Source organism: Mycobacterium gallinarum (genome assembly GCF_010726765.1).
Taxonomy (GTDB): Bacteria; Actinomycetota; Actinomycetes; order Mycobacteriales; family Mycobacteriaceae; genus Mycobacterium; species Mycobacterium gallinarum.
This window is the reverse complement of record NZ_AP022601.1, coordinates 1482863-1507905: the sequence shown is the minus strand read 5'-3', so window position 1 is coordinate 1507905 and position 25043 is coordinate 1482863. Positions and strand designations below refer to the sequence as shown.

At 65.3% G+C, this 25043-nt stretch carries 23 protein-coding genes; 11 read left to right on the top strand and 12 right to left on the bottom strand.

Translation table 11 applies throughout. The features are described 5' to 3' along the window. The gene (locus G6N42_RS07510; protein WP_163728026.1) at positions 1-450 is read right to left on the bottom strand and encodes a type II toxin-antitoxin system Rv0910 family toxin; all 450 of its coding nucleotides are present in this window, start codon (positions 448-450) and stop codon (positions 1-3) included. A 375-nt stretch (positions 451-825) separates the two neighbouring features. Here G6N42_RS07510 and G6N42_RS07505 point away from each other — a divergent pair, with 375 nt between their 5' ends. Genes G6N42_RS07505 through G6N42_RS07495 form a run of 3 tightly spaced genes read left to right on the top strand, consistent with a single transcriptional unit; the run spans position 826 to position 4068 of the window. After that, entirely contained in the window at positions 826-1944 is a 1119-nt protein-coding gene (locus G6N42_RS07505; RefSeq protein ID WP_163737121.1) for an ABC transporter ATP-binding protein, read from the top strand. Between the two features lie 56 nt (positions 1945-2000). Then, the gene (locus G6N42_RS07500; RefSeq protein WP_163728021.1) at positions 2001-3188 is read left to right on the top strand and encodes a polyamine ABC transporter substrate-binding protein; all 1188 of its coding nucleotides are present in this window, start codon (positions 2001-2003) and stop codon (positions 3186-3188) included. 4 nt (positions 3189-3192) lie between these two features. Next, the gene (locus tag G6N42_RS07495; protein WP_163728018.1) at positions 3193-4068 is read left to right on the top strand and encodes an ABC transporter permease; all 876 of its coding nucleotides are present in this window, start codon (positions 3193-3195) and stop codon (positions 4066-4068) included. Positions 4069-4116: 48 nt separating this feature from the next. Here G6N42_RS07495 and G6N42_RS07490 read toward each other — a convergent pair whose 3' ends face one another. After that, positions 4117-5301 (bottom strand): RNA-guided endonuclease InsQ/TnpB family protein, encoded by a 1185-nt coding sequence (locus G6N42_RS07490; RefSeq protein WP_163728015.1) that lies wholly within the window; start codon positions 5299-5301, stop codon positions 4117-4119. Between the two features lie 113 nt (positions 5302-5414). Here G6N42_RS07490 and G6N42_RS07485 point away from each other — a divergent pair, with 113 nt between their 5' ends. After that, positions 5415-6260 carry an ABC transporter permease gene (locus G6N42_RS07485; RefSeq protein WP_163728013.1) on the top strand — a complete coding sequence of 282 codons (846 nt, stop codon included), beginning with the start codon at positions 5415-5417 and terminating at the stop codon, positions 6258-6260. On the opposite strand, the gene G6N42_RS07480 is transcribed toward G6N42_RS07485, so the two are convergent. Further along, on the bottom strand, positions 6261-6608 hold the full coding sequence (locus G6N42_RS07480) for a hypothetical protein (RefSeq protein WP_163728010.1): 348 nt from the start codon (positions 6606-6608) through the stop codon (positions 6261-6263). 13 nt (positions 6609-6621) lie between these two features. Further along, the gene (locus G6N42_RS07475) at positions 6622-7494 is read right to left on the bottom strand and encodes an EamA family transporter (protein WP_163728007.1); all 873 of its coding nucleotides are present in this window, start codon (positions 7492-7494) and stop codon (positions 6622-6624) included. 1969 nt (positions 7495-9463) lie between these two features. On the opposite strand from G6N42_RS07475, the gene G6N42_RS07470 reads away from it, so the two are divergent. Beyond that, complete coding sequence (locus G6N42_RS07470; protein WP_163728004.1) at positions 9464-10384, top strand: LysR family transcriptional regulator; 921 nt, start codon at positions 9464-9466, stop codon at positions 10382-10384. A 220-nt stretch (positions 10385-10604) separates the two neighbouring features. On the opposite strand, the gene G6N42_RS07465 is transcribed toward G6N42_RS07470, so the two are convergent. The 3 genes from G6N42_RS07465 to xylB form a co-directional block, all read right to left on the bottom strand. Beyond that, positions 10605-10838 (bottom strand): DUF6400 family protein, encoded by a 234-nt coding sequence (locus G6N42_RS07465; protein WP_163728001.1) that lies wholly within the window; start codon positions 10836-10838, stop codon positions 10605-10607. A 75-nt stretch (positions 10839-10913) separates the two neighbouring features. Continuing rightward, positions 10914-11630 (bottom strand): MBL fold metallo-hydrolase, encoded by a 717-nt coding sequence (locus G6N42_RS07460; protein WP_163727997.1) that lies wholly within the window; start codon positions 11628-11630, stop codon positions 10914-10916. Beyond that, positions 11627-13021 carry a xylulokinase gene (gene xylB / locus G6N42_RS07455; protein ID WP_163727994.1) on the bottom strand — a complete coding sequence of 465 codons (1395 nt, stop codon included), beginning with the start codon at positions 13019-13021 and terminating at the stop codon, positions 11627-11629. Before xylB ends, G6N42_RS07460 begins: the two co-directional genes overlap by 4 nt. A gap of 111 nt (positions 13022-13132) precedes the next feature. On the opposite strand from xylB, the gene G6N42_RS07450 reads away from it, so the two are divergent. From G6N42_RS07450 to G6N42_RS07440, 3 genes are all read left to right on the top strand, one after another. Next, positions 13133-13636 (top strand): DUF6328 family protein, encoded by a 504-nt coding sequence (locus G6N42_RS07450; protein WP_163727991.1) that lies wholly within the window; start codon positions 13133-13135, stop codon positions 13634-13636. Positions 13637-13672: 36 nt separating this feature from the next. Next, on the top strand, positions 13673-14629 hold the full coding sequence (locus G6N42_RS07445; protein WP_163727988.1) for a DoxX family protein: 957 nt from the start codon (positions 13673-13675) through the stop codon (positions 14627-14629). A 107-nt stretch (positions 14630-14736) separates the two neighbouring features. After that, the gene (locus G6N42_RS07440) at positions 14737-15228 is read left to right on the top strand and encodes an RDD family protein (protein ID WP_163727986.1); all 492 of its coding nucleotides are present in this window, start codon (positions 14737-14739) and stop codon (positions 15226-15228) included. 12 nt (positions 15229-15240) lie between these two features. On the opposite strand, the gene G6N42_RS07435 is transcribed toward G6N42_RS07440, so the two are convergent. Next, the gene (locus tag G6N42_RS07435; protein WP_163727984.1) at positions 15241-16704 is read right to left on the bottom strand and encodes a GntP family permease; all 1464 of its coding nucleotides are present in this window, start codon (positions 16702-16704) and stop codon (positions 15241-15243) included. Further along, a complete protein-coding gene (locus G6N42_RS07430) occupies positions 16704-17219 on the bottom strand; it encodes a gluconokinase (RefSeq protein WP_163727982.1) in 516 nt (171 codons plus the stop codon). Before G6N42_RS07430 ends, G6N42_RS07435 begins: the two co-directional genes overlap by 1 nt. 124 nt (positions 17220-17343) lie before the next feature. On the opposite strand from G6N42_RS07430, the gene G6N42_RS07425 reads away from it, so the two are divergent. From G6N42_RS07425 to G6N42_RS07415, 3 genes are all read left to right on the top strand, one after another. Then, positions 17344-18072 (top strand): FadR/GntR family transcriptional regulator, encoded by a 729-nt coding sequence (locus G6N42_RS07425; protein WP_163727980.1) that lies wholly within the window; start codon positions 17344-17346, stop codon positions 18070-18072. A 15-nt stretch (positions 18073-18087) separates the two neighbouring features. After that, positions 18088-18975, top strand: coding sequence for an SCO6745 family protein (locus G6N42_RS07420; RefSeq protein WP_163727978.1), 888 nt, complete (start codon positions 18088-18090; stop codon positions 18973-18975). 115 nt (positions 18976-19090) lie between these two features. Then, positions 19091-19417 (top strand): YnfA family protein, encoded by a 327-nt coding sequence (locus G6N42_RS07415; RefSeq protein ID WP_163737118.1) that lies wholly within the window; start codon positions 19091-19093, stop codon positions 19415-19417. A 79-nt stretch (positions 19418-19496) separates the two neighbouring features. Here the strand turns inward: G6N42_RS07415 and G6N42_RS07410 are convergent, their stop codons facing one another. Genes G6N42_RS07410 through G6N42_RS07400 form a run of 3 tightly spaced genes read right to left on the bottom strand, consistent with a single transcriptional unit; the run spans position 19497 to position 24990 of the window. Further along, complete coding sequence (locus G6N42_RS07410; RefSeq protein ID WP_232076501.1) at positions 19497-21452, bottom strand: ecdysteroid 22-kinase family protein; 1956 nt, start codon at positions 21450-21452, stop codon at positions 19497-19499. 4 nt (positions 21453-21456) lie between these two features. Next, positions 21457-23421: a primary-amine oxidase gene (locus G6N42_RS07405; RefSeq protein WP_163737115.1), complete on the bottom strand. Its 1965-nt coding sequence runs from the start codon at positions 23419-23421 to the stop codon at positions 21457-21459. Positions 23422-23481: 60 nt separating this feature from the next. After that, the gene (locus G6N42_RS07400; protein WP_163727973.1) at positions 23482-24990 is read right to left on the bottom strand and encodes a carboxylesterase/lipase family protein; all 1509 of its coding nucleotides are present in this window, start codon (positions 24988-24990) and stop codon (positions 23482-23484) included. Between the last annotated feature and the right edge of the window lie 53 nt (positions 24991-25043).

Here is a 25043-nt window from a genome sequence, read left to right as displayed (position 1 = left end):
CTACCTCAGTGCCGCGAGGTTCGTCACGGATCTGCGAACGTCGGACTCGAGAACCTTGGCGACCAGATTGCCGATCTTGGTGTTGAGCAGACCGCCGGTGAGGTCGGCGATCACCTGGAATACGGAGCCGGAGGCGACATCCTCGGAGGGGCCGGGTACCTCCTTCACGCACAGGCGCAGGGCGATGCACACGGCGGGCTTTCCTCTGCCGACCAACTCGATGGCCTTCGGTTCGTCGTACCGGGTGACGCGCCAGTGGATGACGTTACGAAAACCTTTGACCTTGATCGTCGACGACACCGTGGTGCCGACCTCGACCTCCGTCGGCACCGCGCTCTTCCAGCCGCCGAAGATGGTCAGCCACTCGTCGAACCGGCTCAGATCCGACGCCAGCTCCCACGCCTTCTCCGGGCTGAGATCAGACGAAACCGAGACATCCACCGTTGCCATGCCTCACCACTACCCGGGCAAGCCACCGGGATAAACGAGTCATCAGATTTCCCCGACCCCGCGGCCGACGGCTGCGAAACTGATCATGAGTGCATCCTCGCGACCTCCACAGCCGGCTGCTCAGACCGCCCGGCCGCGGGTCCGCACGCGCGTTTCAGCGGATTCTTTTGGTTCCGGGCCGAGTTGACGAAGGATTCCATTGTCGGAATGTAAATTCGTTGCGGAATCGCTTGCGAAGGTCAGCATGATCGGCGATTGTTTATCCACAGCTTCGGGGGTTTTTGAGGAGGATCCGCTCTGACCGGCTCACGCACCACCGCCGTAGATCAATCGACGGGACAACACGCAGCCGACCGCACCAAGGGCGGTCCGGTCATCGAGATCGACCATGTCACCAAGCGCTTCTCGGACTACGTAGCGGTCGCCGAGGCGGACTTCTCCATCGCCTCGGGCGAGTTCTTCTCGCTGCTCGGTCCATCGGGCTGCGGAAAGACGACGACGCTGCGGATGATCGCGGGTTTCGAGAGCCCAACCGAGGGAGCCATTCGGCTCGAGGGGGTCGACGTCTCGCGGGTGCCACCGCACAAACGGAACGTCAATACGGTTTTTCAGCACTACGCGCTCTTTCCGCACATGTCCGTGTGGGACAACGTTGCGTACGGACCGCGCAGCCGCAAGAAGGACAAGGCCGAGGTGCGCAAGCGGGTCGACGAATTGCTCGAGGTCGTTCGCCTGACCGACTTCGCCGAGCGCAGGCCCGCCCAGCTGTCGGGCGGTCAGCAGCAGCGTGTCGCGCTGGCTCGTGCGCTGGTGAACTACCCGAGCGCACTGCTGCTCGACGAACCGCTCGGCGCGCTTGACCTCAAGCTGCGCCACGCCATGCAGTTCGAGCTCAAGCGCATCCAGCGCGAGGTCGGGATCACGTTCATCTACGTGACCCACGACCAGGAAGAGGCGCTGACGATGAGTGACCGCATCGCGGTCATGAACGCAGGCAACGTCGACCAGATCGGCACGCCGACCGAGATCTACGACCGCCCCTCGACGGTGTTCGTCGCCAGCTTCATCGGACAGGCGAACTTGTGGGCGGGCCGCCAGACCGGCCGCACCAACCGCGACTTCGTCGAAGTCGAAGTGCTCGGGACGACGCTGAAGGCCCGCCCCGGTGACACGGCGATCGAACCAGGCGGTCACGCGACGCTGATGGTGCGGCCGGAACGAGTCCGGGTTTCGGTCGACGCGCCGACCGGAGATGTCGCGACCGTGGCCGCGACGGTCAAGGATCTGACGTTCCAGGGTCCGGTGGTGCGGCTGATGCTGGTGGCGCCCGACGATTCGACGATCATCGCCCACGTCGGTCCCGAACAGGACCTGCCGATGCTGCGGCCCGGTGACGGCGTCCACGTGTCATGGGCACCGGACGCCTCGCTGGTATTGCCTGCGGCGGACATCCCCACGGCCGAAGATCTCGAAGAGATGCTCGACGACTCCTGATCGACCGTTTCCGTTCGCCCGTCCCCTCTTTCACATCGACGAAAGGCACAGTCGCCATGCCATCCACGAACATTGACCTCGAACTGGCCGCCCGGCTCGCCGCCAACCGGACCTCACGTCGGCGGTTCATCGGCGGCGGTGCCGCGGCCGCCGCGGCGCTGGCTCTCGGTCCGTCCTTCCTCGCCGCCTGTAGCTCGGAGAGCGGCGAATCGGGCGAGACATCAGCGCAGAACGGTGGTCCAGCCAGCGGCACGCTGCGGGTTTCGAACTGGCCGCTGTACATGGCCGACGGTTTCGTCGCCGCCTTCCAGACCGCGTCCGGCATCACGGTGGACTACAAGGAAGACTTCAACGACAACGAGCAGTGGTTCGCCAAGAACAAGGAACCGTTGTCGCGCAAGCAGGACATCGGTGCCGACCTCGCGGTGCCGACCACGTTCATGGCGGTGCGCCTGCACCAGCTCGGTTGGCTGAACGACATCAGCGATGCCGGCTGGTCCAACAAGAAGAACCTGCGTCCGGATCTGCTCGAGGCGAGCGTCGACCCGGAGCGAAAGTTCAGCGCGCCCTATATGTCCGGCCTCGTCGGTCTGGCCTACAACCGTGCGGCGACCGGTCGAGACATCTCCAAGATCGACGATCTGTGGGATCCGGCGTTCAAGGGCCGTGTCAGCCTGTTCTCGGACGCTCAGGACGGCCTCGGCATGCTGATGCTGTCGCAAGGCAATTCCCCCGAGGACCCCAGCACCGAGACGGTGCAGAAGGCCGTAGACCTCGTCCGTGAGCAGAAGGACAAGGGACAGATCCGGCGCTTCACGGGCAACGACTACGCCGATGACCTCGCGGCGGGCAACATCGCTGTCGCACAGGCCTATTCGGGCGACGTCGTCCAGCTGCAGGCGGACAATCCCGATCTGCAATTCGTGGTTCCGGAGTCGGGTGCGACGACGTTCGTCGACACCATGGTGATTCCGTACACCACGAAGAACCAAAGTGCTGCCGAGGCGTGGATCAACTACATCTACGACCGGGCGAACTACGCCAAACTGGTGTCTTTCGTGCAGTACGTCCCCGTCCTGTCGGATATGACCGAGGAACTCGAGAAGGTCGATCCTGCCGCGGCCAGCAACCCGCTGATCAACCCCTCGAAGGAGACCCTGGACAAGTCGAAGGGCTGGGCACCGCTGACCGACGAGCAGACCCTCGAGTACAACACCCTGTACGCAGCAGTCACCGGCGGCTGATCGGATGGCGGGTGTAGCCACCAGCGGGCGGCAGCGGAGCAAGATCGCTCCGTATCTGATGGTCCTGCCGGCGCTCGTGTACCTCGGAATCTTCTTCGTGGTGCCGTTCTTCACGCTGGCGAAGACGTCTTTGTCGTCGTCGGGCGGTTCGGTGTACATGCCCACGCTCGAATTCGCGTGGGGCTTCAACAACTACTTCGAAGCATTCAGCCAGTACCGCGATCAGATTCTGCGGTCGTTCGGTTATGCCTTGGCGGCTACCCTGCTGTGTCTGGTGCTGGCGTTTCCGCTGGCATACGTCATCGCGTTCAAGGCGGGACGGTTCAAAAACCTGATCCTCGGTCTGGTGATCCTGCCGTTCTTCGTCACGTTCCTGATCCGCACCATCGCCTGGAAGACGATCCTGGCTGACGAGGGCTGGCTGGTCCAGACGCTCGGCACCATCGGACTGCTGCCCGAGGAGGGCCGGCTGCTGTCCACCAGCTGGGCGGTGATCGGCGGGCTCACCTACAACTGGATCATCTTCATGATCCTGCCGCTCTACGTCAGCCTCGAGAAGATCGATCCACGGCTGATCGAGGCGTCCAAGGATCTGTACTCGTCGAACGTCCGTAGCTTCACGAAAGTCATCCTGCCGCTGTCGATGCCGGGCGTGCTGGCGGGAAGCATGCTGGTCTTCATCCCGTCGGTCGGCGACTTCATCAACGCCGACTACCTGGGGAGTACACAGACCACGATGATCGGCAACGTTATCCAGAAGCAGTTCCTGGTCGTCAAGGACTACCCGGCCGCGGCGGCGCTGAGCCTGGTGTTGATGCTCATCATTCTGGGTGGAGTGCTGATGTACACGCGGGCGATGGGTACGGAGGATCTGGTTTGACGCCCTCCTCGGACTGATGTCCGGGAATTTCAACCCCATCCCATCCACCTATGCGGCAGGAGTAGCGAGTTGAGGTTCACGGTTCGCAGACCGCCTTCTGGCGAGGTCTCCCCGTGCTGTCACCGCCCGTCCGGCGGCGATGTTGCGTGCAGCATTGACGTCGGCGTTGCACTGTCCAGCGTTGCAGGCTTGGCACTCGAAGACCGCTTGGCTCTTGCGGTTCTCGGGTGCGACGTGCCCGCATTCGGAACAGCGTTGCGACGTGTATGCGGCCAGGATCTGCTCGACCCGGCCAAAAGCCTTGTGCTGCAAACGTGTGGCGAGGAGCCCCCAACCGTTTTGGCTGATCGCGCGGTTAAGTCCACGCTTTTGGGCGACTCGCGCGCCAGGTTGTTCGACGGTGCCGCGCGCGGAGCGCGTCATCGCCCGCACGTCAAGGGCTTCGATTCTGATCACGTCGAAGCACCGCGCGAGGTCAGTCGTCGTTTTCTCGACCCAGTCCTTACGTCGGTCCCTCTCACGGGCTCTCAGCTTGGCGATCGCCCGTTTCGTCTTTCCGCGACGGTTGGAGCATGGCTTGGCCCGGGCGAGCCGCCGCTGCAATACCTTCAACCGCTTCGCTTCGCCCGACGTCAGATTCGGGGCACGCAGCAGTTCGCCGGTGGACAGGGCGGCCGACACAGCAACGCCGCGGTCAATTCCGACCACACTCCCGTCGCGCGGCCCGGCGACCGGGTCTGGAATGTGTGCGAACGCGATATGCCAGCGGCCGGCCCGATCTCGCGTTACCCGGTAGGACTTGACACCGACTGGCACCGGGCGCGACAGCCGAAACCGCACCCACCCCACCTTGGGAATCCAGACCCGACCGAAACGACGGTTCAGCTTCTCGACGTGATGCGGTCTCAAGCCGACCTGTCGAAACCCCTCGTGCACACCGGCTTTACGCCATGTCGGGCGACGATGCGTGCCGTTAAAGAAGTACTTCATCGCTTGTGTGAAATCTCGCAGCGCCTGCTGCTGCGCCGTCTGACTCCCAGCACGAAGCCACGAATACTCGGCCCGTGCCTCGGTCAACTGCGCAGCCTGTTCCAGATAGCCGGGAGCCTTGCGCCCCGGCTGCCAATGCCGCTGCTGCTCCACCGCCAAATTCCAGACGTACCGCGCATCCCGGCAATGAGCCAACAGCTCCTGCTCCTGCTCCGGAGTCGGCACCAATCGGAACCGCGACATAGCCGCACCATAACCACCGACACCGACAGCCCCCGACGTTGCACACCAGCGCACCTAGTCACCGGTTCCCTTACCGCACCGAAGTCCGGTGCGTTCAGTGCAAGGAGGCTTCGATGACCGTTGCCGCCATCCAGTCGGCCACCAGCCCGAAACCGGCGAAGACCGTCAAGGGCAATCCGCGGTGGGGCGATCTCCTGCTGCGGGTGGTCGCCGGCTTGGTGCTGCTCTACTTGTTCCTGCCGATCTTCGTGATCATCCTGTTCTCGTTCAACAAACCCGCAGGCAAGTTCAACTACACCTGGCAGGGTTTCACGCTGGAAAACTGGGCCGACCCGTTCAAGTTTCCACCGCTGACCGAAGCGCTGATTTTGAGTCTCGAGGTCGCGGCCATTTCGACCGCGGTCGCGTTGGTGCTCGGAACCTTGGTGGCGATCGCGCTGGTTCGGCAACGGTGGCGGGGGCAGAAGGCCGTCGACACCTTCCTGATCCTTCCGCTGACCGCTCCGGAAGTCGTGATGGGTGCCGCGCTGCTGACGCTGTTCCTCGACTTCGGTTGGGCCGCGGGATACACGACGATCCTTATTGCACACATCGCCTTCGAGGTCAGCTTCATCGCGATGACCGTGCGGGCGCGGGTCCGTGGCTTTGATTGGACCCTGGAGGATGCCTCGATGGATCTCGGCGCCAGCCCCTTGCGTACGTTCTTCAAAGTGACGTTGCCGCTGATCATTCCGGGCATCGTTGCCGCGGCGATGTTGTCGTTCGCGCTGTCGCTGGACGACTTCATCATCACGTATTTCGTCAGCGGATCCACGGTGACGTATCCGTTGTATGTGAACGCGGCAGTCAAGGCCGCGGTGCCGCCTCAGATCAACGTGCTCGCGACCGCGATCCTGGTGATCAGCCTCATTCTGCTGGCAGCAGGAACACTGCTGCGACGCAAGAGGTTCGAGGGCTGACTAGAGCTTGACGGCGACCGACACGCGCCCGTTGGCGTCGCGGCTGGCGACGGCGTGACCGGTACGGTCATTGCCGTCGAACTTCAGCAGGGTGATGGGGCCGCCGTCGCCGAGGAAGTTGCGCCACCACGTCTTGTTGTCCGGTGACATCACGTTGATGACGATTCCGTCGTCGGTGCGCCGGTAGCCGATCGGGGTCTCGATGGTCTTGCCGGAACGTCGTCCGACATAGCGGATGTTGATCATGCCGCGCCGCACCACCGGTCCGACGAGGGGCGCATCGATGAGCGCGACGAACATCTTGTTCATGAGGCCGACGATCGGTGAACCGTAAAATCCGCTTGCCATACGACGAGCGTAGCTAGGAGTTCACCTCGGCGGGCACGGGCGACGGCGTGCGCGCCCCACTACGGGCGGCGCCGATCCCGGCCGCCACCACGACGGTGATCCCGACCGCCCCCGCGATACCGGGCATCTGATGCAGCACGATGAGGCCGACGATCATCGCGAACGCGGGCTCGAGCGCCATCAGCGTGCCGAACGCGGCCGTCGTCAAGCGGCGTAGCGCCAACAGTTCCAGCGCGAACGGCACCACCGGCAGCAGGATCGCGAGACCGATGCCGATCAGGAGGATTTCGAGCGTCATCCGCTCGAACACCGCGGGTCCGACCGTCGCGGTGGCCACCAGGCCGGCGACGGGCATCGACACCGCGAGTCCGCTGATGCCCGCGACCTGATCGCCGACGCGCTGGGTCAGCAGGATGTAGGTGGCCCAGCACACCGCCGCGCTGAGCGCGAACAGGACACCGACGGGGTCAATGACGCCCGCCCAGGGCTGGGTCAGCAACACCACGCCGACCGCGGCGAGGCCCGGCCACACGAAGCGGTGCCTGCCCTTGCCATGAGCCACCGCGACGCACAGCGGGCCGAGGAACTCGATGGCGCTGGCCGTGCCCAGCGGAATCCGGTCCAGGGCCGCCATGAACAGCAGCGTGATGGCCGCAGTGACCACGCCGAGCACGACGCACATCAGAAAGCTCGACCGGGTGAACGCCGAACGCTTCGGCCGCACAATGAGCAGCAGCAGGATGCCGGCCCACGCCAGCCGCAGCCACGCCGCGCCTTCGACTCCGATGTCGTCGATCAGCGTCACCGCGATCGCAAGACCCAACTGGACGCAGAGCATCGAACCCAACGCCATGAAGGCCCCGGTGCGCGCCTGGTTTGTGGTCACACATGCATTGAACGGGACCGGAACCGTTCACGTCCACGTGATTTTCATGGACATACCGTTCGCGAATCGTGAATAATCGCCGGAACTGTTACCGAGACCGAAGGTCGTCCGGTAGACCAGCGCACGCACGCCTGAACTGCGACCGTAGAAAGCGTGCGAATGAAATGGCCACGGCTACCGGAACTCTGTTCCAGTAGCCGTGGCCGTTTCGCATAACACGAGTTGTGTGCTGTGCTCAGCCCAGCACTGTCACAGCGGAATCCATTGTCCGAGAGCCCAAAAGCACCATCCCTGACCGTTCCCGGCCGGGATCGGTGTCACCTGCTGGCCATTCCAGTTGAATGGCTGGTGATCCTGACGACCCTGGTCGATGCCCCGCGCCTGCCAATTGGGCCCTCCGGGTTGGCTGGGCCTTCCAGGTTGATTGGGCCCACAGGCCGGTGAGTTCGGTGCCCCGCAGCCAGCGGGTTGCGCGGTCGCGGAGCCGAGTCCGACACCCAGCACTCCAGCGATGGCGACGCCTCCAGCCAGTATCGACGCCCCGACGGTTCGTTTGAAATTCATTCCCTCAGCTCCCTTTTCGTGCGGCGTGGTTTGCCAACCCGAATGCTAGGAGCGAAGTATTGGACTTCTCGATGGATACCCTAGGTGCTAGCTGTGTCCTGTTGGGGCCGGGATCTTGCATGCGCTGACGCAAACAGTCCGTCGCGCGACATCCGCGCGACGGACTGCATGGCAAGGTGATCCAGGATCAGTGCGGGTTCGAAAAGCTCTGACTTCCTGTCATCTCGGTGGGCACGGAACAAAGGGTGGACACGGCTGAGGCGGCGGCGGCGGCAGGCCCGGGCCTGGTCCGATCGGCCCCATACCAGGTCCCGGCGGTGGCAAACCCGGAGCGCCAAGCCCGGGACCGCCGGGACCGAAGCCGCCCGGACCTGGGCCGCCCGGACCTGGGCCGCCGACGCATGGGGCCCCTGGGGGGCACGGCGGCGGTTGCGCAGTCGCAGTTGCCATTCCGAAGCCGGCGAGCACGCCGGTCGCTGCGGCCACGGCTGCCACCCGTCCGATGATGCGGCGCGCCGGAGAACTATTTGTCGACATTTGACACTCCCATGTGAATTTGCCTCGACGACAGGAGCAATCGCCCAAGTCATCGTCGACAGTGATCAATATTTCTTGGTACTCGGATGTTGCACTAGTTTCCTATGGGCGCCTCCTGCGTGAGCGTGGGCAGAGCGGTGGGTCATGAATAGTGTTGCTGAACAGAACATTACGATCGCGTACGACTTCGTTGGGATGCTACTTCTGAGAACGATCTCCACGCGCAGCATCGCGCCATCTAGGGCACGGGTGGAATGCGGCTCAAAGATCTTCGGCAATCCGGAGGATCCGCTTGCTCAACACTCGCCACCGAACCTCCGTATAGCCGCTACTACTTCCAGACCGTGCTGATGCGTGTACGTTGCCTCATGGACATTGGCGTGACCTGTGTGTGGCATTGGCGCTCTGTATGACCTTCGCCGCGACGTTGTACGCGGGCTGGTTTCAAGGAGTTTGAACTCAGCGGGAGTCAAGTCGAAGTCAATTGCGTTGCACTGCAGTATTGTTGGGATCCAGATAGTATCGGCTCCTGACCGACGAACCGTCACGGCGGCATCTCAGAATCTCGACGCAGGCCTGTACACAGGAACTTCCTAGCCGGTCGACAGGTTCTTCTTATCGGCCTGGCTTACTTTCAGAGTGCTGTGACCAGTACCCCGAAGAGTCACGCCCCCGATGGCTTGCAGGGCGGCGGTCGCAGCCGCGGAGATGGTCGCAGCTGAACCACTCAGTGAGGCGGCACGCGAGCGGTCCCCCCGTCGCTCGCGTGCCGCGCTTTCTTTTCCGGACCACTTCCCTACCGACGGCGGCCTCCCCGCAACCAGGCCTAAATGGTCACGATTGTTCACGAATCGTGAACAATCGTGCGGTGGACACCCGGCGGCTCCAACTCCTCCTGTCGCTCTCCCGTCTGGGCTCGATGCGGGCGGTGGCCGATGCGCACCACCTGACGACATCGACGGTGTCGCAGCAGATCGCCGCGCTCGCCAGGGAGACGGGAGCACAGCTGATCGAGCCCGACGGCCGTCGGGTGCGGCTGACTCCCGCCGGGCTGCGACTGGCTGACCACGCCGTCACGATCCTCGCAGCGATCGACAGCGCCCGACTGGATCTCGATCCCGACGCCGAGCCGTCGGGCACGGTGCGCGTGGGCGGATTTGCCACCGGCATCCGGGTGTCGCTGCTGCCGATCGTGGCCGACCTCGCCGCACAGTACCCGGACGTGAACTTGGTGATCAGCGAGTACGAACCCATCGAAGCCTTCGCATTGCTGACCGACGACGATCTGGATCTGGCACTCACCTACGACTACAACCTGGCTCCTGCCTCGCCAAACCAGGTGCTTCAGACCGAGGCGCTCTGGTCGATCACGTGGGGGCTGGCTGTCCCCTCGACGTATCCCGACGGACCCGCGGATATCGCGGCCTTCGCGGACCAGACGTGGATTGTCAACTCCCGCAACACAGCTGACGAGACCGCTGTTCGCACCTTGGCGTCGCTCGCCGGTTTCGCGCCGCGCATCGCGCACGAGATCGACAGCTTGGACCTTGTCGAAGACCTGATCGTGGCGGGGTTCGGGGTCGGTCTGTTGCCCATGGGGCGACCGACCAGTCGAGGTGTGAAGGTGCTGCCGCTGCCTACGCCCGAAGCAGTGCTGACCGCGTACGCGGTGACACGCCGTGGCCGCGCCGATTGGCCACCGCTGCGAGCCGTGCTGGACCGGATGCGGCCACCGCCGGGACAGGCGCTGCCTCGGCCGCGCTGGCCTCGCCCCGAAGCGGGCGGCTAGCGGTCAGGCCGCGCGACGTCGCCGCGCTCGATTCCGCGTATCGGTCGACCACAGGTAGCCGCAGTCAGAGCACTGCAGGTGGACCACCGTGCCCTTATTGCTCAGCAGGTACTGCCAATGGACGGCGCAATTCTTGCGCTTATGGCACTCCACGCATGTGGTGGCGTGGTCGCAACACGGGCAGGGCAGCCAGGCACGTCGTGACCGGTCGGCGGTGGGATCAATCGGCAGCATGGATCACTTTCCGATCAGGCAGGACGCCAGCGCGAACAAGATCGTCGTAGATCCGTTGCTGTTCGTCGTCGAGATCGGAATACAACATTTCTTCCGCCCGCTGTTCCTCGGTCATGACAGCTACGGGATCCCACTCGTCACCGATCGCCTCGAGGACTGTGGCGCGGCGTCGCGCCTCGTCGAGCGTCAGGTCATACGCGAATTCGAGGTCGGCCCTCATGGCACCTCCAGCCATTCGTAAGCAAGACGAACGGTAAGGGTCACCTAATTAGGGCTGGTCAAGCAATGACCTACATCACAGTCTCGGATCTGACTTCGTCACACGGTTCGCGAGCCACCGCTGTTGGCAGCGCACGAAACCGGCATCCACCGTCGCGCCGTGACCGGGTATGTAGACGGCGTGCTGGCCGCCGGCTTCGAGCAGTCGTTCTAGAGTGCCCGGCCATGCCGCGGTATCGGAGCCACCGTCGATCGCAGGATCGTCGGACTCTTCGATGAGATCGCCGCAGAAGACAACGCGGCGTTCGGCGCCCTCGACGACCGCGACCAGGTCGTGGTCGGTGTGGCCGCGGCCCAGATGACTGATGGAAAGCACACGGTCGCCGAGATCGATGACGTCCGATTCCACCTCGTGCTGTGGTCGCCGCAACGCACCGACAGCCTCGTCGACCTCGCGCGGTTTCGCGCCGTACTGCAGGGCCTCTGAGCGCAAGCGCTCCGAGTGGTCGGTCATGCTCGTCGCGGCCGCGGGCGCGCAATACACGGCGGCACCGTCGAAGGCCGAAGATCCCAGGACATGGTCGAAATGGTGGTGAGTCAACACGACGTGGCTCACCTCGCGGCCCGTCATCTGCTCGACATCGGCGCGGATCGCCCGAGCTTCGGTCAAGGTGGATCCGGAGTCGATCAGCGCGGCGCCCAGCCGTCCCCAGATCACCCCGACCGTCACGTCAAGGAACGGCAGGCGACATCGGACCACGTTGTCCGCCAGCTGTTCCCACGTGTAGTTCACTGCCCAAGCGTCAACGGTTGCGCGGCGCGGTACTGATCGAGGACGTGCGGTGTCGGGGCTGCCGTGTAGGTTTTCGTGATCCCCAACGACCATGCCGGCGGCGAGTCGTCTTGCGCGAGTGTCCATGCCGCCTGGCGAGCGGCGCCCAGCGCGACGTACTCCGCGGGTGTGGGCACATGTACAGGTGCCCCCAACAGTGCGGACGCGATGTGACGCACCGCCCCCGACCGCGCTCCCCCGCCTACCAGGATGATGCGATTGACGTCGACGCCGTGTTCGGTGATTCTGTCGATGCAGTAGGCCATCGAGCTGAGCAGGCCTTCCACGGCGGCGCGGGCAATATTGGCGGCGTTGAGGTTTCGGGTGGTCATCCCGTGCATCGCCCCCGCGGCCGACGGCAGGTTCGGTGACCGTTCACCCTCGAAATACGGCACCAGCGTCAACCCACCGGCACCGGGCTCCGCCGACATCGCCAACCGGTCCAACTCGTCGAAGTCCACGCCGAGCATGGTGGCTACCGCGGCAAGTACCGGGGCGCCGTTGAGCGTGCAGACAAGCGGCAACTGGCGCCCGGTTGCATCGGCGAAGCCCGCCACGATCCCGTCGGGATCGTGCGGCGCCACGTCACCCACCGCGCTCACGACACCCGACGTGCCCAGTGAGACCACGCAATCACCGGGCTCGGCGCCCAGTCCAAGGGCCGCCCCCGCGTTGTCCCCGGCACCGGGCCCGAGCACCGCGCCGGTCGACGTCCGCCCCGCCTCCTGGGCAGGGCCGAGCACCGTCGGGACGTGGGGTCGTCGACCTCGCATCGCCGTTTCGAGCAGGTCGAGCTGATAGGTGCCGGCCTCCGATGAGTAGTAGCCGGTTCCGCTCGCGTCGCTTCGATCGGTGCGCAGATCGGCGATGTCAGTCGAACCGCTCAGCCGCCAGGTCAGCCAGTCGTGCGGCAAGCACACCGCGGCCGTCGCATCGGCATGCGCGGGTTCGTGATCGGCGAGCCAACGCAGTTTGGCCACGGTGATCGCGGCGACGGGGACCACGCCGATGCGCTTTGCCCACTCTTGAGCGCCCAGCTCGGCCACCAGCTCGTCGGCGGCGGCACTCGATCGGGTGTCGTTCCACAGCAGGGCATTTCGTACGACGGCGCCCGCACCGTCGAGACACACCATGCCGTGCTGCTGGGCACCGACCGAGACCGCCGACACGTCATCGAGGCCTCCCGCGGCCGTGATCGTCTCCTGCAGAGCCGACCACCACCACCGCGGATCGACTTCGGTGCCGTCCGGGTGCGGCGAGCTGGCCGAGCGGACGACCGCACCGCTGTCGGCGTCGCAGATGACGACCTTGCAGGACTGGGTGGATGAGTCGATGCCAGCGACGAGGGCCACGACGCCGACGCTACGCCGATGAGTTCGTGGTGCGCACCGACCGGTGGTTGTCACCCCGTGGCATGGTGCCAACCGGTCGTAGATCCCGGGTTGCGGTGGGACAATGCAGTCGTGACCAGCGAACATCCCGGCACCGACGAGGGGCGTGGGGAGCGCGACGAAACGGAAGCCGAACGGCTGGATCGCAACTGGTCGAGTCTGTTGCAGGAATTGCGAGTGGCCCAGACCGGCGTTCAGTTGCTCACCGGGTTCCTGCTCATCCTGCCGTTTCAGCCGCGCTTCGCCGACCTGGATGTCGTGATGCGCATCGTCTATTTGGTGACGGTCGGTTGTTCGCTCGGCGCGACAGTGCTGCTGGTCGCGCCCGTCAGCATGCATCGCGTGCTCTTCCGTCGGCACCGACTCGAGACGTTGGTCGCGGTCTCCCATAGATACGCCGAAGTCGGCATCATGCTGCTGGGCATAGCGCTGTCCGGAGTCGCTGTGGTGATCTTCGACAGCGTGGTCGGCAGAACCGGCGCCTGGATCGCCGGTGGTTGCACACTGGTGGCGCTGATCGTGTTCTGGTACGCGCTGCCTCTGCGGGACAGGGACCTGCGGAACGCCACCTATTGACGTTTGTGACGACCCTGCCCGGGGAACACGGTGGCCATGTTGATCCGACGTGTTGCCCGTCCCATGCTTTCTGCGGCTTTCATCGCCCGCGGCGTCGATGCCCTGCGTAGCCCCAAGCCCGCCGCCGATGCGGCCCGTCCCACGCTCGAGGGGCTGAGCAAGCTGCCCGACCCTGTCGGTACCAATGTCCCGTCGAACGCCGAGACCGTCGCCCGGGTCAACGCCGCGGTTCAGATCGGCGGTGGCCTACTGCTCGCCAGCGGCAAGTTGCCCCGGCTGGCATCGGCCGCGCTTGCGGCCAGCGTGGTGCCGGGAAGCCTTGGCGGACACACCTTCTGGAATGAGACGGATCCCCAGCGCAAGGCCGACGAGCGTCGCGCCTTCCTCACCGACATCAGCCTCATCGGCGGGCTGATCATCGCCGCAGTCGACACCGAGGGCAAACCCTCACTCGGATGGCGCGGCCGCCGCGCCGCCCACAAGGTCTCCGACGCCGTCAGCGCCGCGTTGCCCGTCGGTGCGGCGACCGGTGGAGCGCTCGCCGACAGCCCACTCGCCGAGAAGGTCGGTCACGGCCTGCAGATCGGTGCGGAACGCGGCCGCGAGTTCGCTCACGTCGCTCGCGAGCGTGCACCCGAGTTCGCCGAGCTGGCGCGCAAGCGCGGCGCCGAGTTCGCTGACGTCGCTCGCGAGCGTGCACCCGAGTTCGCCGAGCTGGCGCGCAGGCGCAGCGCCGAGATCGCCGACGTTGCCCGCGAGCGGGGACCTGAGTTCGCGGACCTGGCGCGCAGGCGCAGCGCTGAGATTGCCGATGTCGCGCGTGATCGCGGCTGGGAATTGGCAGAGGTCGCCCGCGACCGTGCGCCGGAATTGGCTGAAACCGCACGCGATCGCGCAACGGGTCTCGCCGACACGGCACGCAAGCAGGGCCGCAAACAGGTCAAGCAGGCGCGGAAGCAGATCAAGCAGGAACGCAAGCGTCTGAATTCATGATCATCGTGCGCTGAACAGGCGCGTTCGCGCGACATTCAGTTGTAGATTGACTCCACCATCCCCGCGGTTGGATTCGCCTTCCGCGCAGCGGACGCGAGGAGTGCGAGATGACATCACCTGACTACAACCCTCAGCCGGGCCAATTCGGTCAGCAAGGCGCCTACCCACCCGTCGGGGGTCAGCAGCCCGGTGGATTGCTATGGCGCTGGCTCGCCCGAGTCATCGACGGCATCCTGGTCGCCATCGTCAGCTATGCGCTGATTTTCCTCACCGACACCTTGTCGAATTTCTGGGCGACGGGGCTGTTCACCGGCGTGCTCACCTTCGTGTACTTCGTCGCGTTCGAGGTCTCCATCGGAGCGACACCCGGCAAGAAGCTGCTCGGCCTCAGCGTCCACGGTCCGGGGGGCGCACCCAAGCCGACGCCCGCGCAGTCGGCGATCCGCAACTCGTGGACGCTGCTGCCGATCATTCCTTTCGTCGGCGGTCTGCTGGGAGTCGTCGCGATCATCATCATCGCGGTGACCATCAACGGCAGCCCGACCAAGCAGGGCAAGCACGACGAGCTCGCTGGCGGAACTCAGGTCCTCAAGGCCTGACGTCGCTTCGGGTCAGGTGAGGACCCACAGCGCCAGGGCAATCACAAAGGCGGTGACGCCGAGCGTCGTCTCCATCACCGTCCACGTTTTCAGCGTCGTCTTCACGTCCATCCCGAAGAAGCGACTCACCAGCCAGAAACCCGAATCGTTGACGTGCGAGAGGACGGTGGCTCCCGCAGCGATGGCGACCACCAAGAGCGTGAGATGAAAGCTGCCTAAGCTCGCCTCAGCTGCCGCGGCGCCAAGAAGGCCTGCCGTCGTCGTGATCGCGACGGTCGCCGAGCCCTGGGCGACGCGAAGCAACGTGGCGATGATGAACGCCTGGAATATCAGGGACATCCCCAGATTCGAGAGTGAGCTGCTCAGCGCATCTCCGATGCCGCTCAGCCGCAGCACGCCACCGAACATGCCGCCGGCGCCGGTGATCAGGATGACGGTGCAGATCGGACCGAGGGCGTTGTCGAAAATATCGCTCACCGCGGCCATCGACCGGCCGCGCAAGCCCAGCACCAACGTGGCCACGAGCACCGTGATGAGCAATGCGACAGGCGTGTTCCCGAGCAGCATCAGGTACTCGGCCCAAGCCGTACCTTCCTCGATCACTCCTGCGGTTGTCAGGGTCTTGAGCACGGTGTTGAACGAGATCAAGAAGAACGGCAGGAGCAATATGCCGAGCACTGTCCCGAAGGCCGGCGCCTTACGGGCGGGTGCCTGAGTTACCGTCTGACCTGTACCCGCACCAACGCTGACGCCGTCGCTGTCCCCGTCGGCATCGGTATCCGTGGCGATTTCGCGGCCGCCGTTCATCGGACCGAACAGTGCCTCGGGGATGTCGACATGTACACGGCGTCCGATGAATTGGGAGACTAGATAGGCGCCGATATACCAGGATGCGATGGCGATGGGCGTTCCGACGAGCAACGTCAGCCCGATGTTGGCTTCGAGGGCTTCCGCCGCGGCGACCGGTCCTGGATGGGGCGGAACTATCGCGTGCATGGCGGCGAAGGCGCCGGCGGCGGGGAAGGCATACAGCAGCAGCGAGCCGCCGAAGCGCCGCGCGACCGTCATGATGATCGGCAGGAAGACCACGAGACCGGCATCGAAGAATATCGGGAAGCCGAAGATCAGCGCGGCGATGCCGAGTGCGAACGGTGCACGCTTCTCACCGAACCTGCCGATCAGTGTGTCGGCGAGAACCTGTGCGCCGCCGGTGACTTCGAGGAGCCGGCCGATCATGACGCCGAAGCCGACCAGAAGGGCCACCGAGCCAAGGGTGTTGGAGAAGCCGAACGACAGCGCGTCGGGCACGTCGCCGACGGGGATACCGGCAGCCAGTGCGGTCAGCACACTCACCAACACGAGCGACACAAACGCGTGCAGCTTCACCTTCATGATCAGGAACAGCAGGACGGCGACTGCCACCGCGGCAATGATTAAGAGCGTGGCGGTGCCGTATGCCGGTTCGATCGCTTCCACTAGAACTCCTGTTCGGTTGTGCGCGTTGCGGTTTGAGAGACGTAGGTGTCGACGATGGTGTCGATGCTCTGGTCGACGTCGATGGCTAGGCCGCGTTCGTCATCGCCGAGAGGCTCGAGCGTTTCGAACTGCGAGGCCAGCAGCGAAGCAGGCATGAAGTGGCCGGGCCGGCTGGCCTGGCGCTTGGCGATGACCTCGGGTGTGCCGCTCAGATGGAGAAACTCGACATTAGGGCAGTGGCGGCGGAGCTGGTCGCGGTATTTGTGCTTGAGGGCTGAACAGCTCATCACACCGCCGGAGTCGCAGCGCTCGGCCAGCCACTCCCCGATGGCTTCCAGCCAGGGAAACCGGTCGTCGTCATTCAGCGCTTCACCGGCGGTCATCTTTGCGATGTTGGCCGGCGGATGGAAGTCGTCGGCATCGGCGAACGGCACCCGAAGGCGCTGCGCCAGCGCCGCTCCAACAGTTGATTTACCCGAACCCGAGACGCCCATTGCGACGATTGGTGACGCCATCTTCTCCACCTACCCCGTTGTGCTTGACGTCACACAGCATGCCTCAATGATCATACGATTGCAAGTATCTTTCGCAATCGTATGTTTTTAATAACGTCAGCAAAGTCTATGACAAGATGTATAGGTGGTGTCTCAACCAATCGTCGGCGCTCTGCACGGGGGTTTGCTCTCCGCTCTGGGCACCGCGATCGTGTCTGGTGAATATTCGGCCGGTCAGGTCATCACGCTGGACGGCTTGAGCGCGCAGCACGGTGTCTCCCGCAGCGTCGTGCGCGAAGCGGTTCGGGTACTCGAGTCCATGGGCATGGTGGAGTCCCGCCGCCGGGTGGGCATCACGATTCAGCCCGCGAGCAAATGGAACGTCTTCGACCCCATCGTGATTCGGTGGCGGCTCGAGTCGGGCGACCAGGCCGCACAGCTGCTGTCACTCTCGGAGTTGAGGCGAGGCTTCGAACCCGCGGCGGCGGCGCTCGCCGCGCGGCGAGCCGACCCTCATCAGTGCCGCATCATGGCGGCCGCAGTCTCGGACATGGTGGTGCATGGACGGTCTGGGGACCTCGACGCATACCTGTTGGCCGACAAGATCTTCCACCAGACGATGCTCGAGGCCAGTGGCAACGAGATGTTCCGCGCCCTGAACGGTGTGGTCGCTGAGGTGCTCACCGGCCGGACCCACCACGGCATGATGCCCGACATCCCGAACCCCGCCGCCATCGCGCTGCACGACGAGGTCGCGCGTGCCATCAGGCTACGTGACGAGGCCGCCGCCGAACGTGCCATGCGGGCGATCATCGACGAGGCGGCATCCGCTGTGACCGAAGAGTTTTCGCCCCCGGGCCAGACAGAGGCCTAATGGTTAACTGGGGTCATGGACAGGGACCCCAGGCTCGCGCGGCGCTTCTTCGACCGAATCGAACCGGTACACGCCGTGACGTACTTCGCGCCGGAAGCTCGCGCCGCCCTCGATGGGCTCGGATATCGGGGCTTCTGGATGGGGTACTTCGCCGCTCGCTCGGCGCCGCTCGGTGTGGTGCCCGCCGACGTGGTGACGGCGATCTTCTACAACTTCGCTCCGCAACGCGTGGCGAAGGCGTTGCCCGCGGGGTGGGAGGTCGCTCCGCCGGCCGACGCCCTGCGGGCGCGCGAACAATCGGCGGTCGACGCGCTGCGCCGCTACGGCGTCGGCGCCGACGACGATCTGGCCATGGTCGCCGACCTCGCCGCCAAGGCTGCGCGCAGCGCTCCCCTTGACGGCCGTCCGCTGTTCGCGGCCAACCTGGCACTCGACTGGCCCGACGAACCGCTGGCCAAGTTGTGGCATGCCGCGACGCTGCTACGCGAACAGCGCGGCGACGGGCATGTTGCGGTGTTGACGTCGCTCGGCGTCTCCGGCCGCGACTGCAACGTCCTGCACGCGATGGCCGGCCGGGTACCGAAGGACATGATCATGCGTAGCCGCGACTACGACGACGATCAATGGGCCCATCATCGCGACAGATTGTTGCGGCGCGGGCTCCTCGACGACCACGACGAGCTCACCGCGCAGGGTCGCCAACTCAAACAGCGCATCGAGGACAACACCGACACACTGGCGCTCACCGCACTCGACGCGCTCACCGACGACGAGGTCGAGGCACTGTTCCGCGGCCTGACGCCCATCACCCGGAAAGTGGTCGCCGCCGGCGATGTGCCCGCGGCAACGCCGATGGGCCTGAACCGTGACGACCTCGACGACGACAGCGCCCACCTGGTTTGACAAGGCTGCTACCCACCGCGTGGGCCCACACGCAGTCGGGAGGACCGTGTTTGTACATCGACGCGCCGTGTCCTGCGTACATTTTGCGGTCAATCGCGACAGGCTGAGAGTCGTGATGGTGCTGAGATCGATCCCGTTGTTCCTCCTCGCCGCAGTCCTGGAAATCGGTGGAGCGTGGCTGGTCTGGCAGGGCGTCCGTGAGCATCGCGGCCTGGCGTGGATCGGTGCCGGTGTCATCGCATTAGGCGCATACGGGTTCGTCGCGGCGTTTCAACCCGACCCGCATTTCGGACGAGTGCTCGCCGCATACGGCGGCGTATTCATCGCCGGCTCGCTGTTGTGGGGCATGGTCGCCGACGGCTTCCGCCCCGACCGCTGGGACGTCACGGGTGCCGTGGTGGCGCTGGCCGGCGTCGGCATCATCATGTACGCGCCGCGCTAGGGTGCTCCCGCTCAGCGAGCGACCTCAAAATGCACGCATTGCACGGCGTGTCGCCGCACAAACACGGTCGCTCGCGGGATTAAGCGCTGGGCAGGTTGCGGTTCCATTCCACCCAGCCGACACCCCTACGACCGTCGGCGGTTGTGACCGTTGCCCATGCACGCGGGAAGTGGCTGATCCGCCCGTCGGGTGACGTCAGCAGAACCGGCGCGTGTCCACGGATGTCGATGGTCGCGACGAGGTCACCCGGCGTGTACGTGATCGTGGTCGTGGCAGGCAGATCGTTGTCCGCAAACGTCGCCTCCGCACTGACGCCCTGCAGTTCGATCAGCGGCTCGCCCTGCCGTTGGGTGTAGCCGATGCCGATCGGCGGGGCACCCGGTATCCGCAGATCGACGCCGTGGGCGTGGGTGCCGTCGTCGAAATGCAGTGCGCTCCAGACCCAGTCCATGGACCACCAGTCGCGCACTCCCCAGGAGTGATCGCGTTGGCCCGGAACGGCGTTCAGCGCGTACTCGCGGCCGTCGACGGTCACCGTGCCCGACACTGCGCACGGGATCTCGTATCGCGGGGTGATCCGGTACTGGTACGGCACGCCGACCGTCGTCCAGATCAACTCCATCGTGGCCTCGACCGGCCTGCCCGGCTGACCATGTAGGAGCGCGGACGGATCGTCGTACGCCTGTGCGCTCCCCCGCACCGTCACCGTGTAGGTCTGCAGCGGCTCGGTCGCCTCCAGGGCCAGGTCGATGGCTCCGGTGTTCTCGAAATCCAGCAGGGCGACGGTCGGCATGTCCGGACCGCACAACAGCGCGTTCACCCAGGTGGTGTTCTCGTTGGGCATCAGCCCCAGCCGCACCCAGCCGCCGATGCCCTGCTGTGGGTCGGCGAAGTCGAAGTACCAGCTCTCGCTCCACAGCGGCTCGGCGCCCGCGGCGTGGGCCTGCTCATCGGCGGGATCAGGCGTGAGCGGTTGCGCCGCAGTGCCTTCGGAGGGGTCCGGCAGCATATCCAGCGCGCCGGTGTCGCGCACGTGGTCGCCGTGCCGCGACAGCATTGTCATGAACATTTCGTCGCCACGTTCCGTCTGCGCGACGAGCATCGAGCTCACTATCGCCATCATCACGCCGAAGAAGCTCTGCCGCCGCACGCCGTCACGTACGTCGGCGAGGCTGACTCGGGTGTCGGGACCCAGCGCGTCGTGGTACGCCCGCAGCAGCGCGTCATAGTGCTCGCGGCGGACATCGCTGGGAAGCGCGCACCCGAGGAAGTAGGCGACGTCCGTCATGGCCGGGCCCCAGGTGACGGTCTGCCAGTCCACGACCGTCAGCGGCCGGTCTGCCTCCGGCTGGCCGAAGAGCATGTTGTCCAAACGGTAGTCGCCGTGCACGAGGCCCATCAGCCGGTCGGCGGCGCTCTCAGCCTCCAGGTACGCGTCGAAGCTGCCGACGAGGCGCTCGCACACCTCACGATGCTCGGGCGCGATCCGATCGCCGTACCGGTCGAGGAATCCGGCATACAGCGTGGCGATCAACCCCTGGTTCATCGGCGCATCGCGGTTGAGCCAGTCGGCCTGCGCCATCGATGCGTCGCCGAACGCCGGTGCGTGTAGCCGGGCCAGCTCGGCTAGCGCCAGCATCGCCTGTTCGATTGTCGCGCCGCGCAGTTCGTCGCCGACGACGGCGGGCGCGGCATCACTGAGCAACAGGTGGAAGGCGCCGGTACCAGGATCGAAGCCGGCGGAATAGCAAATCGCTACCGGCCCGCCGCCGAGGTTGGGCGCGATGTCGGTGTAGAAGCGCACCTCGCGCTCGTAGAGCCCGAGTGCCAGTCCGGTCTGCCTGCTCGCGGGGTCGGTTGCCGCCACCTTCAACACGACCGACGACGGCCCGTCGTTCCCGGACGCGCAGGTCAACTCGACTCGATAGCACTCGCTCATCTGCCCGGTGCCGATGCGCTCGAACGTGAAATCCGTGACCGGGATGTCGAGCGCGTCGCTCAGCCACGCGGCCGTCAGATCCGACGGCCGCTCCATGACGTCAGTGGTGCGCACTGGTCGACGAGGTGTGGCACATGTCGGGCGCGGTCCCCACGACATCGAGGGATGGATTGCGGTCGAAGAATCCGAACGGCTTGAGCCAGAAGGACACGATGTCGACGGGCATCACCGGCCAATCCTCCGGCCGGGTGATGTGATGGATACCGAACACGTACCACATCACGACGTCGGTGTTGTCGATCGAACGGTTGGCCAGCGTCCATTTGGCCAGGCCGGTGTCCGTCGACGACTGATTCACGAATTCGCCAGCAGGCCAACGTTCGTCGGGATGATTCGGGGTCACCCACAGAGTATGGCCGATGACACTGGCACGCTCGATCACCGGGGAGTCGGGGTCGAACATCGGTGGGATCGCCCCGCTGGGTACGAGCTTGTATGACGGATGCGTGCCGATGCCGTTGACGACGTTGGGATTGACGATCTTCCACGTGCGCTGGGTCGCGTAGTTGACGTCCTGCTTGCCCTGGCTCTCGGTGCGCAACGGGATACTGCGCGTCACGAGTGAGAGTCCGTAGGGGTTGTCGGGTCCCATCGGTTCGGCGTGAGACTCCGTCATGACGACGGTGTTGTCGGTGCCGTCGATGTCCATGTCGAGCCGGGCGACCAGGAAGTGCTGGTGATATGGCGCGTAGGTGCGCTCGTCGACCAGCGTGCCGTTGGGGTGCTGCTGACCGGGGGCCACCGGCGTGGTGACCATGATTCCGGTGGCCCGGATCTCGCACTCGATGTTGCCGTCCTGATAGAGCCGCCAGTAGATCAGGTATTCATAGTTGGCGACGGTCACATGCGACGACACCGTGAGCCTGCGCATCCGGCGCACCTCGGCGCCGATGCTGTGGTCAACGTGCTTCCACAGCACCGCGTTGTCTTCTTCGTGGATGCAGATGGCGTTGGTGATCGTGTATGGCTCGCCCCTGCTGTTGTGCAGCACCGCGTCCAGGTAGCGGATCTCGCCGAGGCAGTCGCAGCCCAGCTCGAGCGATGTGGTCATGAACCCGAGGCCCCACTCGCCTATGTCGAAGGCGGTCCGCCGGTAGTGGTCCACCGACGAATCGCGGTAGGGCACGATCATCTCGGCAAGCGATATCCGGTGTGCCACAGAGCGTTCCCGGTCGCCGTCGCGGTAACGGACGGTGTGTAGCGTCATCCCCTCTCGGTGATTGAAGCCGACACGAAGCGACCAGTTCTGCCACTGCAGCAGGTTGCCGTCAAGGGTGAACGACGGGCCCTCGGGTTGCTCGATGTGCAGTGGCTTGAGCGGCTCCCTGCGCGACGCCGAACGCACCGCCTCAGGAATCATGCTCGGCACGTATTCGCCCATCACGTCGGGCTTCTCGACCCCACCGGTGTCCTCCACGCGGAGCAGTTCCATCGCGTTGAGGTCGATGACGCAATGCAGCCCGCTGACGAGATTCGCATAGGGGCTGCCGCCTGCCGAATCTCTCAGCCAGGTGTCCGACCAGCCGATCCGCCGGTCGCGGTACTCCGGGGGCGCGACCGCATTGCCGTAGGTCCAGGTATCGAAGAAGACGAGGTCCATGTCGGTGATACCGCGCTTCTTCAATGCGGCCGCGACGTCGGGGTGCGTGCGCAGCAGCCGGTCGCACTCGGCGAATTCGTCGACAGTGAAGTTGGCCTGCACCCCGGGAATGTGTTCGAACGACTCCACCCGGTCGTCGGTCAGCGACACCGTGCTCTTGTAGGTCGCGTTGGCCGCTCGTTCGAAACAGGTCACCCGCGCGCGGCGGGGCGGGGACGCTCCCCCGTTGTCGAACTCGCGCAGGGCGGCCTTGCTGGGTTCGATCAATTCGATGGACGCGTACCGCCAGCCCGGGCCGGACGTCGCCGACCCTTCGGCTCCGGCGCCGACACCGTGCTCGCGTTGCAAGATCGACGCGACCGCCGTGAATTCGTCGCCGCTGAGCGGATCCAGGGGATGAGCCACGGGATTCACGCAACCACATTCTCGGTTGGATGCGCAGCGATTTCAGCCACTGCTACGGATTCAGCGGCCCGCCAGCGTGAAGCCCTCCCACGCCTGGCGACGATCGGCATGTGGATCGAATTCGACGCGCGGCCGGCTGTCGAAAACCCGCACCGCCCGATCCGGCTCCGCGTAGGTAGGCCATTCGGTACCGGGTACCCCGGTCTGGGCGAACGCGCGCCAGCGCTTCTGTATGTCGTCGCTGACGCGCAGTGCCGTCTTGCGATCCGCAGCGGCGGTGAGCAGCTTCCCGAAAGTCGTTCGGTACACATCGAACACCGCGAGCAACTCTGTCGCATGCGTGGCGCCAAGACCCGACCATCGCAACGTCCGGGGCGCATAGTCGTAGCGATACAGGTAGGTCGGCGCGTGTCTGCTGTGCGCCTCCGCGATCTGCCACGCCGCCGACCCGAACGCGAAATCCCCGCCGAACTGGATGCACGCCGCCGAGTCCGGATATCCGGGGTAGGCGGATGTAATGCGTTCACGTTCAGCGGGTTCAGTTCCGGAGAGCAGTCGCTCGATCATGGGCTCCGTCATCGGCAACAGCTTGAGAAACCGCCCGAACAGCCGGGCCTCGTCGGCGTTGGTGCCGACGATGAGCGGCACGCGGTGGGCGTGCCCTTCGCGCATCGCCTCGACCGGGTCCAGCGGTAGGTACTCGCTGCCGCTGGTGGGGCCGGCCGCGAACGCGCCGAGCATCTCGCGCTGGCCCGCGACGATGAGCCGTTCGAATGCGGCCACGAGCTCCGTCGGCCGGGCCGACATCACGGCTGCCGCGCCGTCGGGCTCGTTCGGGTCGACCAGCTCGGCGAACTTGGCCGCGTAGTCCGCCGCGATGTCCGGAGTGCGCACCATTCCGGCGGCCGGACTTTCGGAAATCGCCTGGGCGAAAAGGCCTTTAGCGGCGGGGACGGCCAGGAGCGTGGCCACTGCGTGGGCACCGGCACTCTCGCCGAAGATCGTGACCTTCTCCGGGTCGCCGCCGAAGACCGCGATGTTCTCGCGCACCCACTGCAGCGCCATCACGAGGTCGCGCAGGTAGAGGTTGTCGTCGAAGGTGTGGCTGCCGTTGGACAGCGTCGACAGGTCAAGACATCCCAGCGGGCCCAGCCGGTAGTTGACCGATACGTAGATACAACCCTGGCGTGCCAACGCCGCACCGTCGTAGATCGGCGTCGCCGAGCTGCCCATGAAATAACCGCCGCCGTGGATGAACACCATGACGGGCAACGGATCATCCGGCAGCGTCTTCGGCGCCACCACGTTGAGCGTCAGACAGTCCTCGCTCATCGGCTGGTACTTACCCGGCGCGAGAAGGGTGTACATGCGCTGCTGTGGTGCGCAGTAGCCGATCCCGTGGCAGTACCGCACGCCCGGCCAGGCCTGGACGGGTTGCGGCGCGCGCAGGCGCAACCGACCGACCGGCGGGCTGGCGTACGGGATCGCACGCCAGCGATTAACGCCGTCGCGGGTGAACCCCTCGACAACGCCGGAGGCGATGGTCGCGCGGACCGTGTGTTCGTGCATCACCCGACGTTAGCGAATGCCGCCCGCCGCCGCGCCTGGACGGTATCGGCGAG

Bases quoted from the DNA above. Each gene is read 5' to 3' on its own strand.
- G6N42_RS07510 (WP_163728026.1), bottom strand. From the start codon at position 450: ATGGCAACGGTGGATGTCTCGGTTTCGTCTGATCTCAGCCCGGAGAAG.
- G6N42_RS07500 (WP_163728021.1), top strand. From the start codon at position 2,001: ATGCCATCCACGAACATTGACCTCGAACTGGCCGCCCGGCTCGCCGCC.
- G6N42_RS07495 (WP_163728018.1), top strand. From the start codon at position 3,193: ATGGCGGGTGTAGCCACCAGCGGGCGGCAGCGGAGCAAGATCGCTCCG.
- G6N42_RS07490 (WP_163728015.1), bottom strand. From the start codon at position 5,301: ATGTCGCGGTTCCGATTGGTGCCGACTCCGGAGCAGGAGCAGGAGCTG.
- G6N42_RS07485 (WP_163728013.1), top strand. From the start codon at position 5,415: ATGACCGTTGCCGCCATCCAGTCGGCCACCAGCCCGAAACCGGCGAAG.
- G6N42_RS07480 (WP_163728010.1), bottom strand. From the start codon at position 6,608: ATGGCAAGCGGATTTTACGGTTCACCGATCGTCGGCCTCATGAACAAG.
- G6N42_RS07465 (WP_163728001.1), bottom strand. From the start codon at position 10,838: ATGAGGGCCGACCTCGAATTCGCGTATGACCTGACGCTCGACGAGGCG.
- G6N42_RS07445 (WP_163727988.1), top strand. From the start codon at position 13,673: ATGTTGATCCGACGTGTTGCCCGTCCCATGCTTTCTGCGGCTTTCATC.
- G6N42_RS07440 (WP_163727986.1), top strand. From the start codon at position 14,737: ATGACATCACCTGACTACAACCCTCAGCCGGGCCAATTCGGTCAGCAA.
- G6N42_RS07430 (WP_163727982.1), bottom strand. From the start codon at position 17,219: ATGGCGTCACCAATCGTCGCAATGGGCGTCTCGGGTTCGGGTAAATCA.
- G6N42_RS07420 (WP_163727978.1), top strand. From the start codon at position 18,088: ATGGACAGGGACCCCAGGCTCGCGCGGCGCTTCTTCGACCGAATCGAA.
- G6N42_RS07415 (WP_163737118.1), top strand. From the start codon at position 19,091: ATGGTGCTGAGATCGATCCCGTTGTTCCTCCTCGCCGCAGTCCTGGAA.
- G6N42_RS07410 (WP_232076501.1), bottom strand. From the start codon at position 21,452: ATGGAGCGGCCGTCGGATCTGACGGCCGCGTGGCTGAGCGACGCGCTC.
- G6N42_RS07400 (WP_163727973.1), bottom strand. From the start codon at position 24,990: ATGCACGAACACACGGTCCGCGCGACCATCGCCTCCGGCGTTGTCGAG.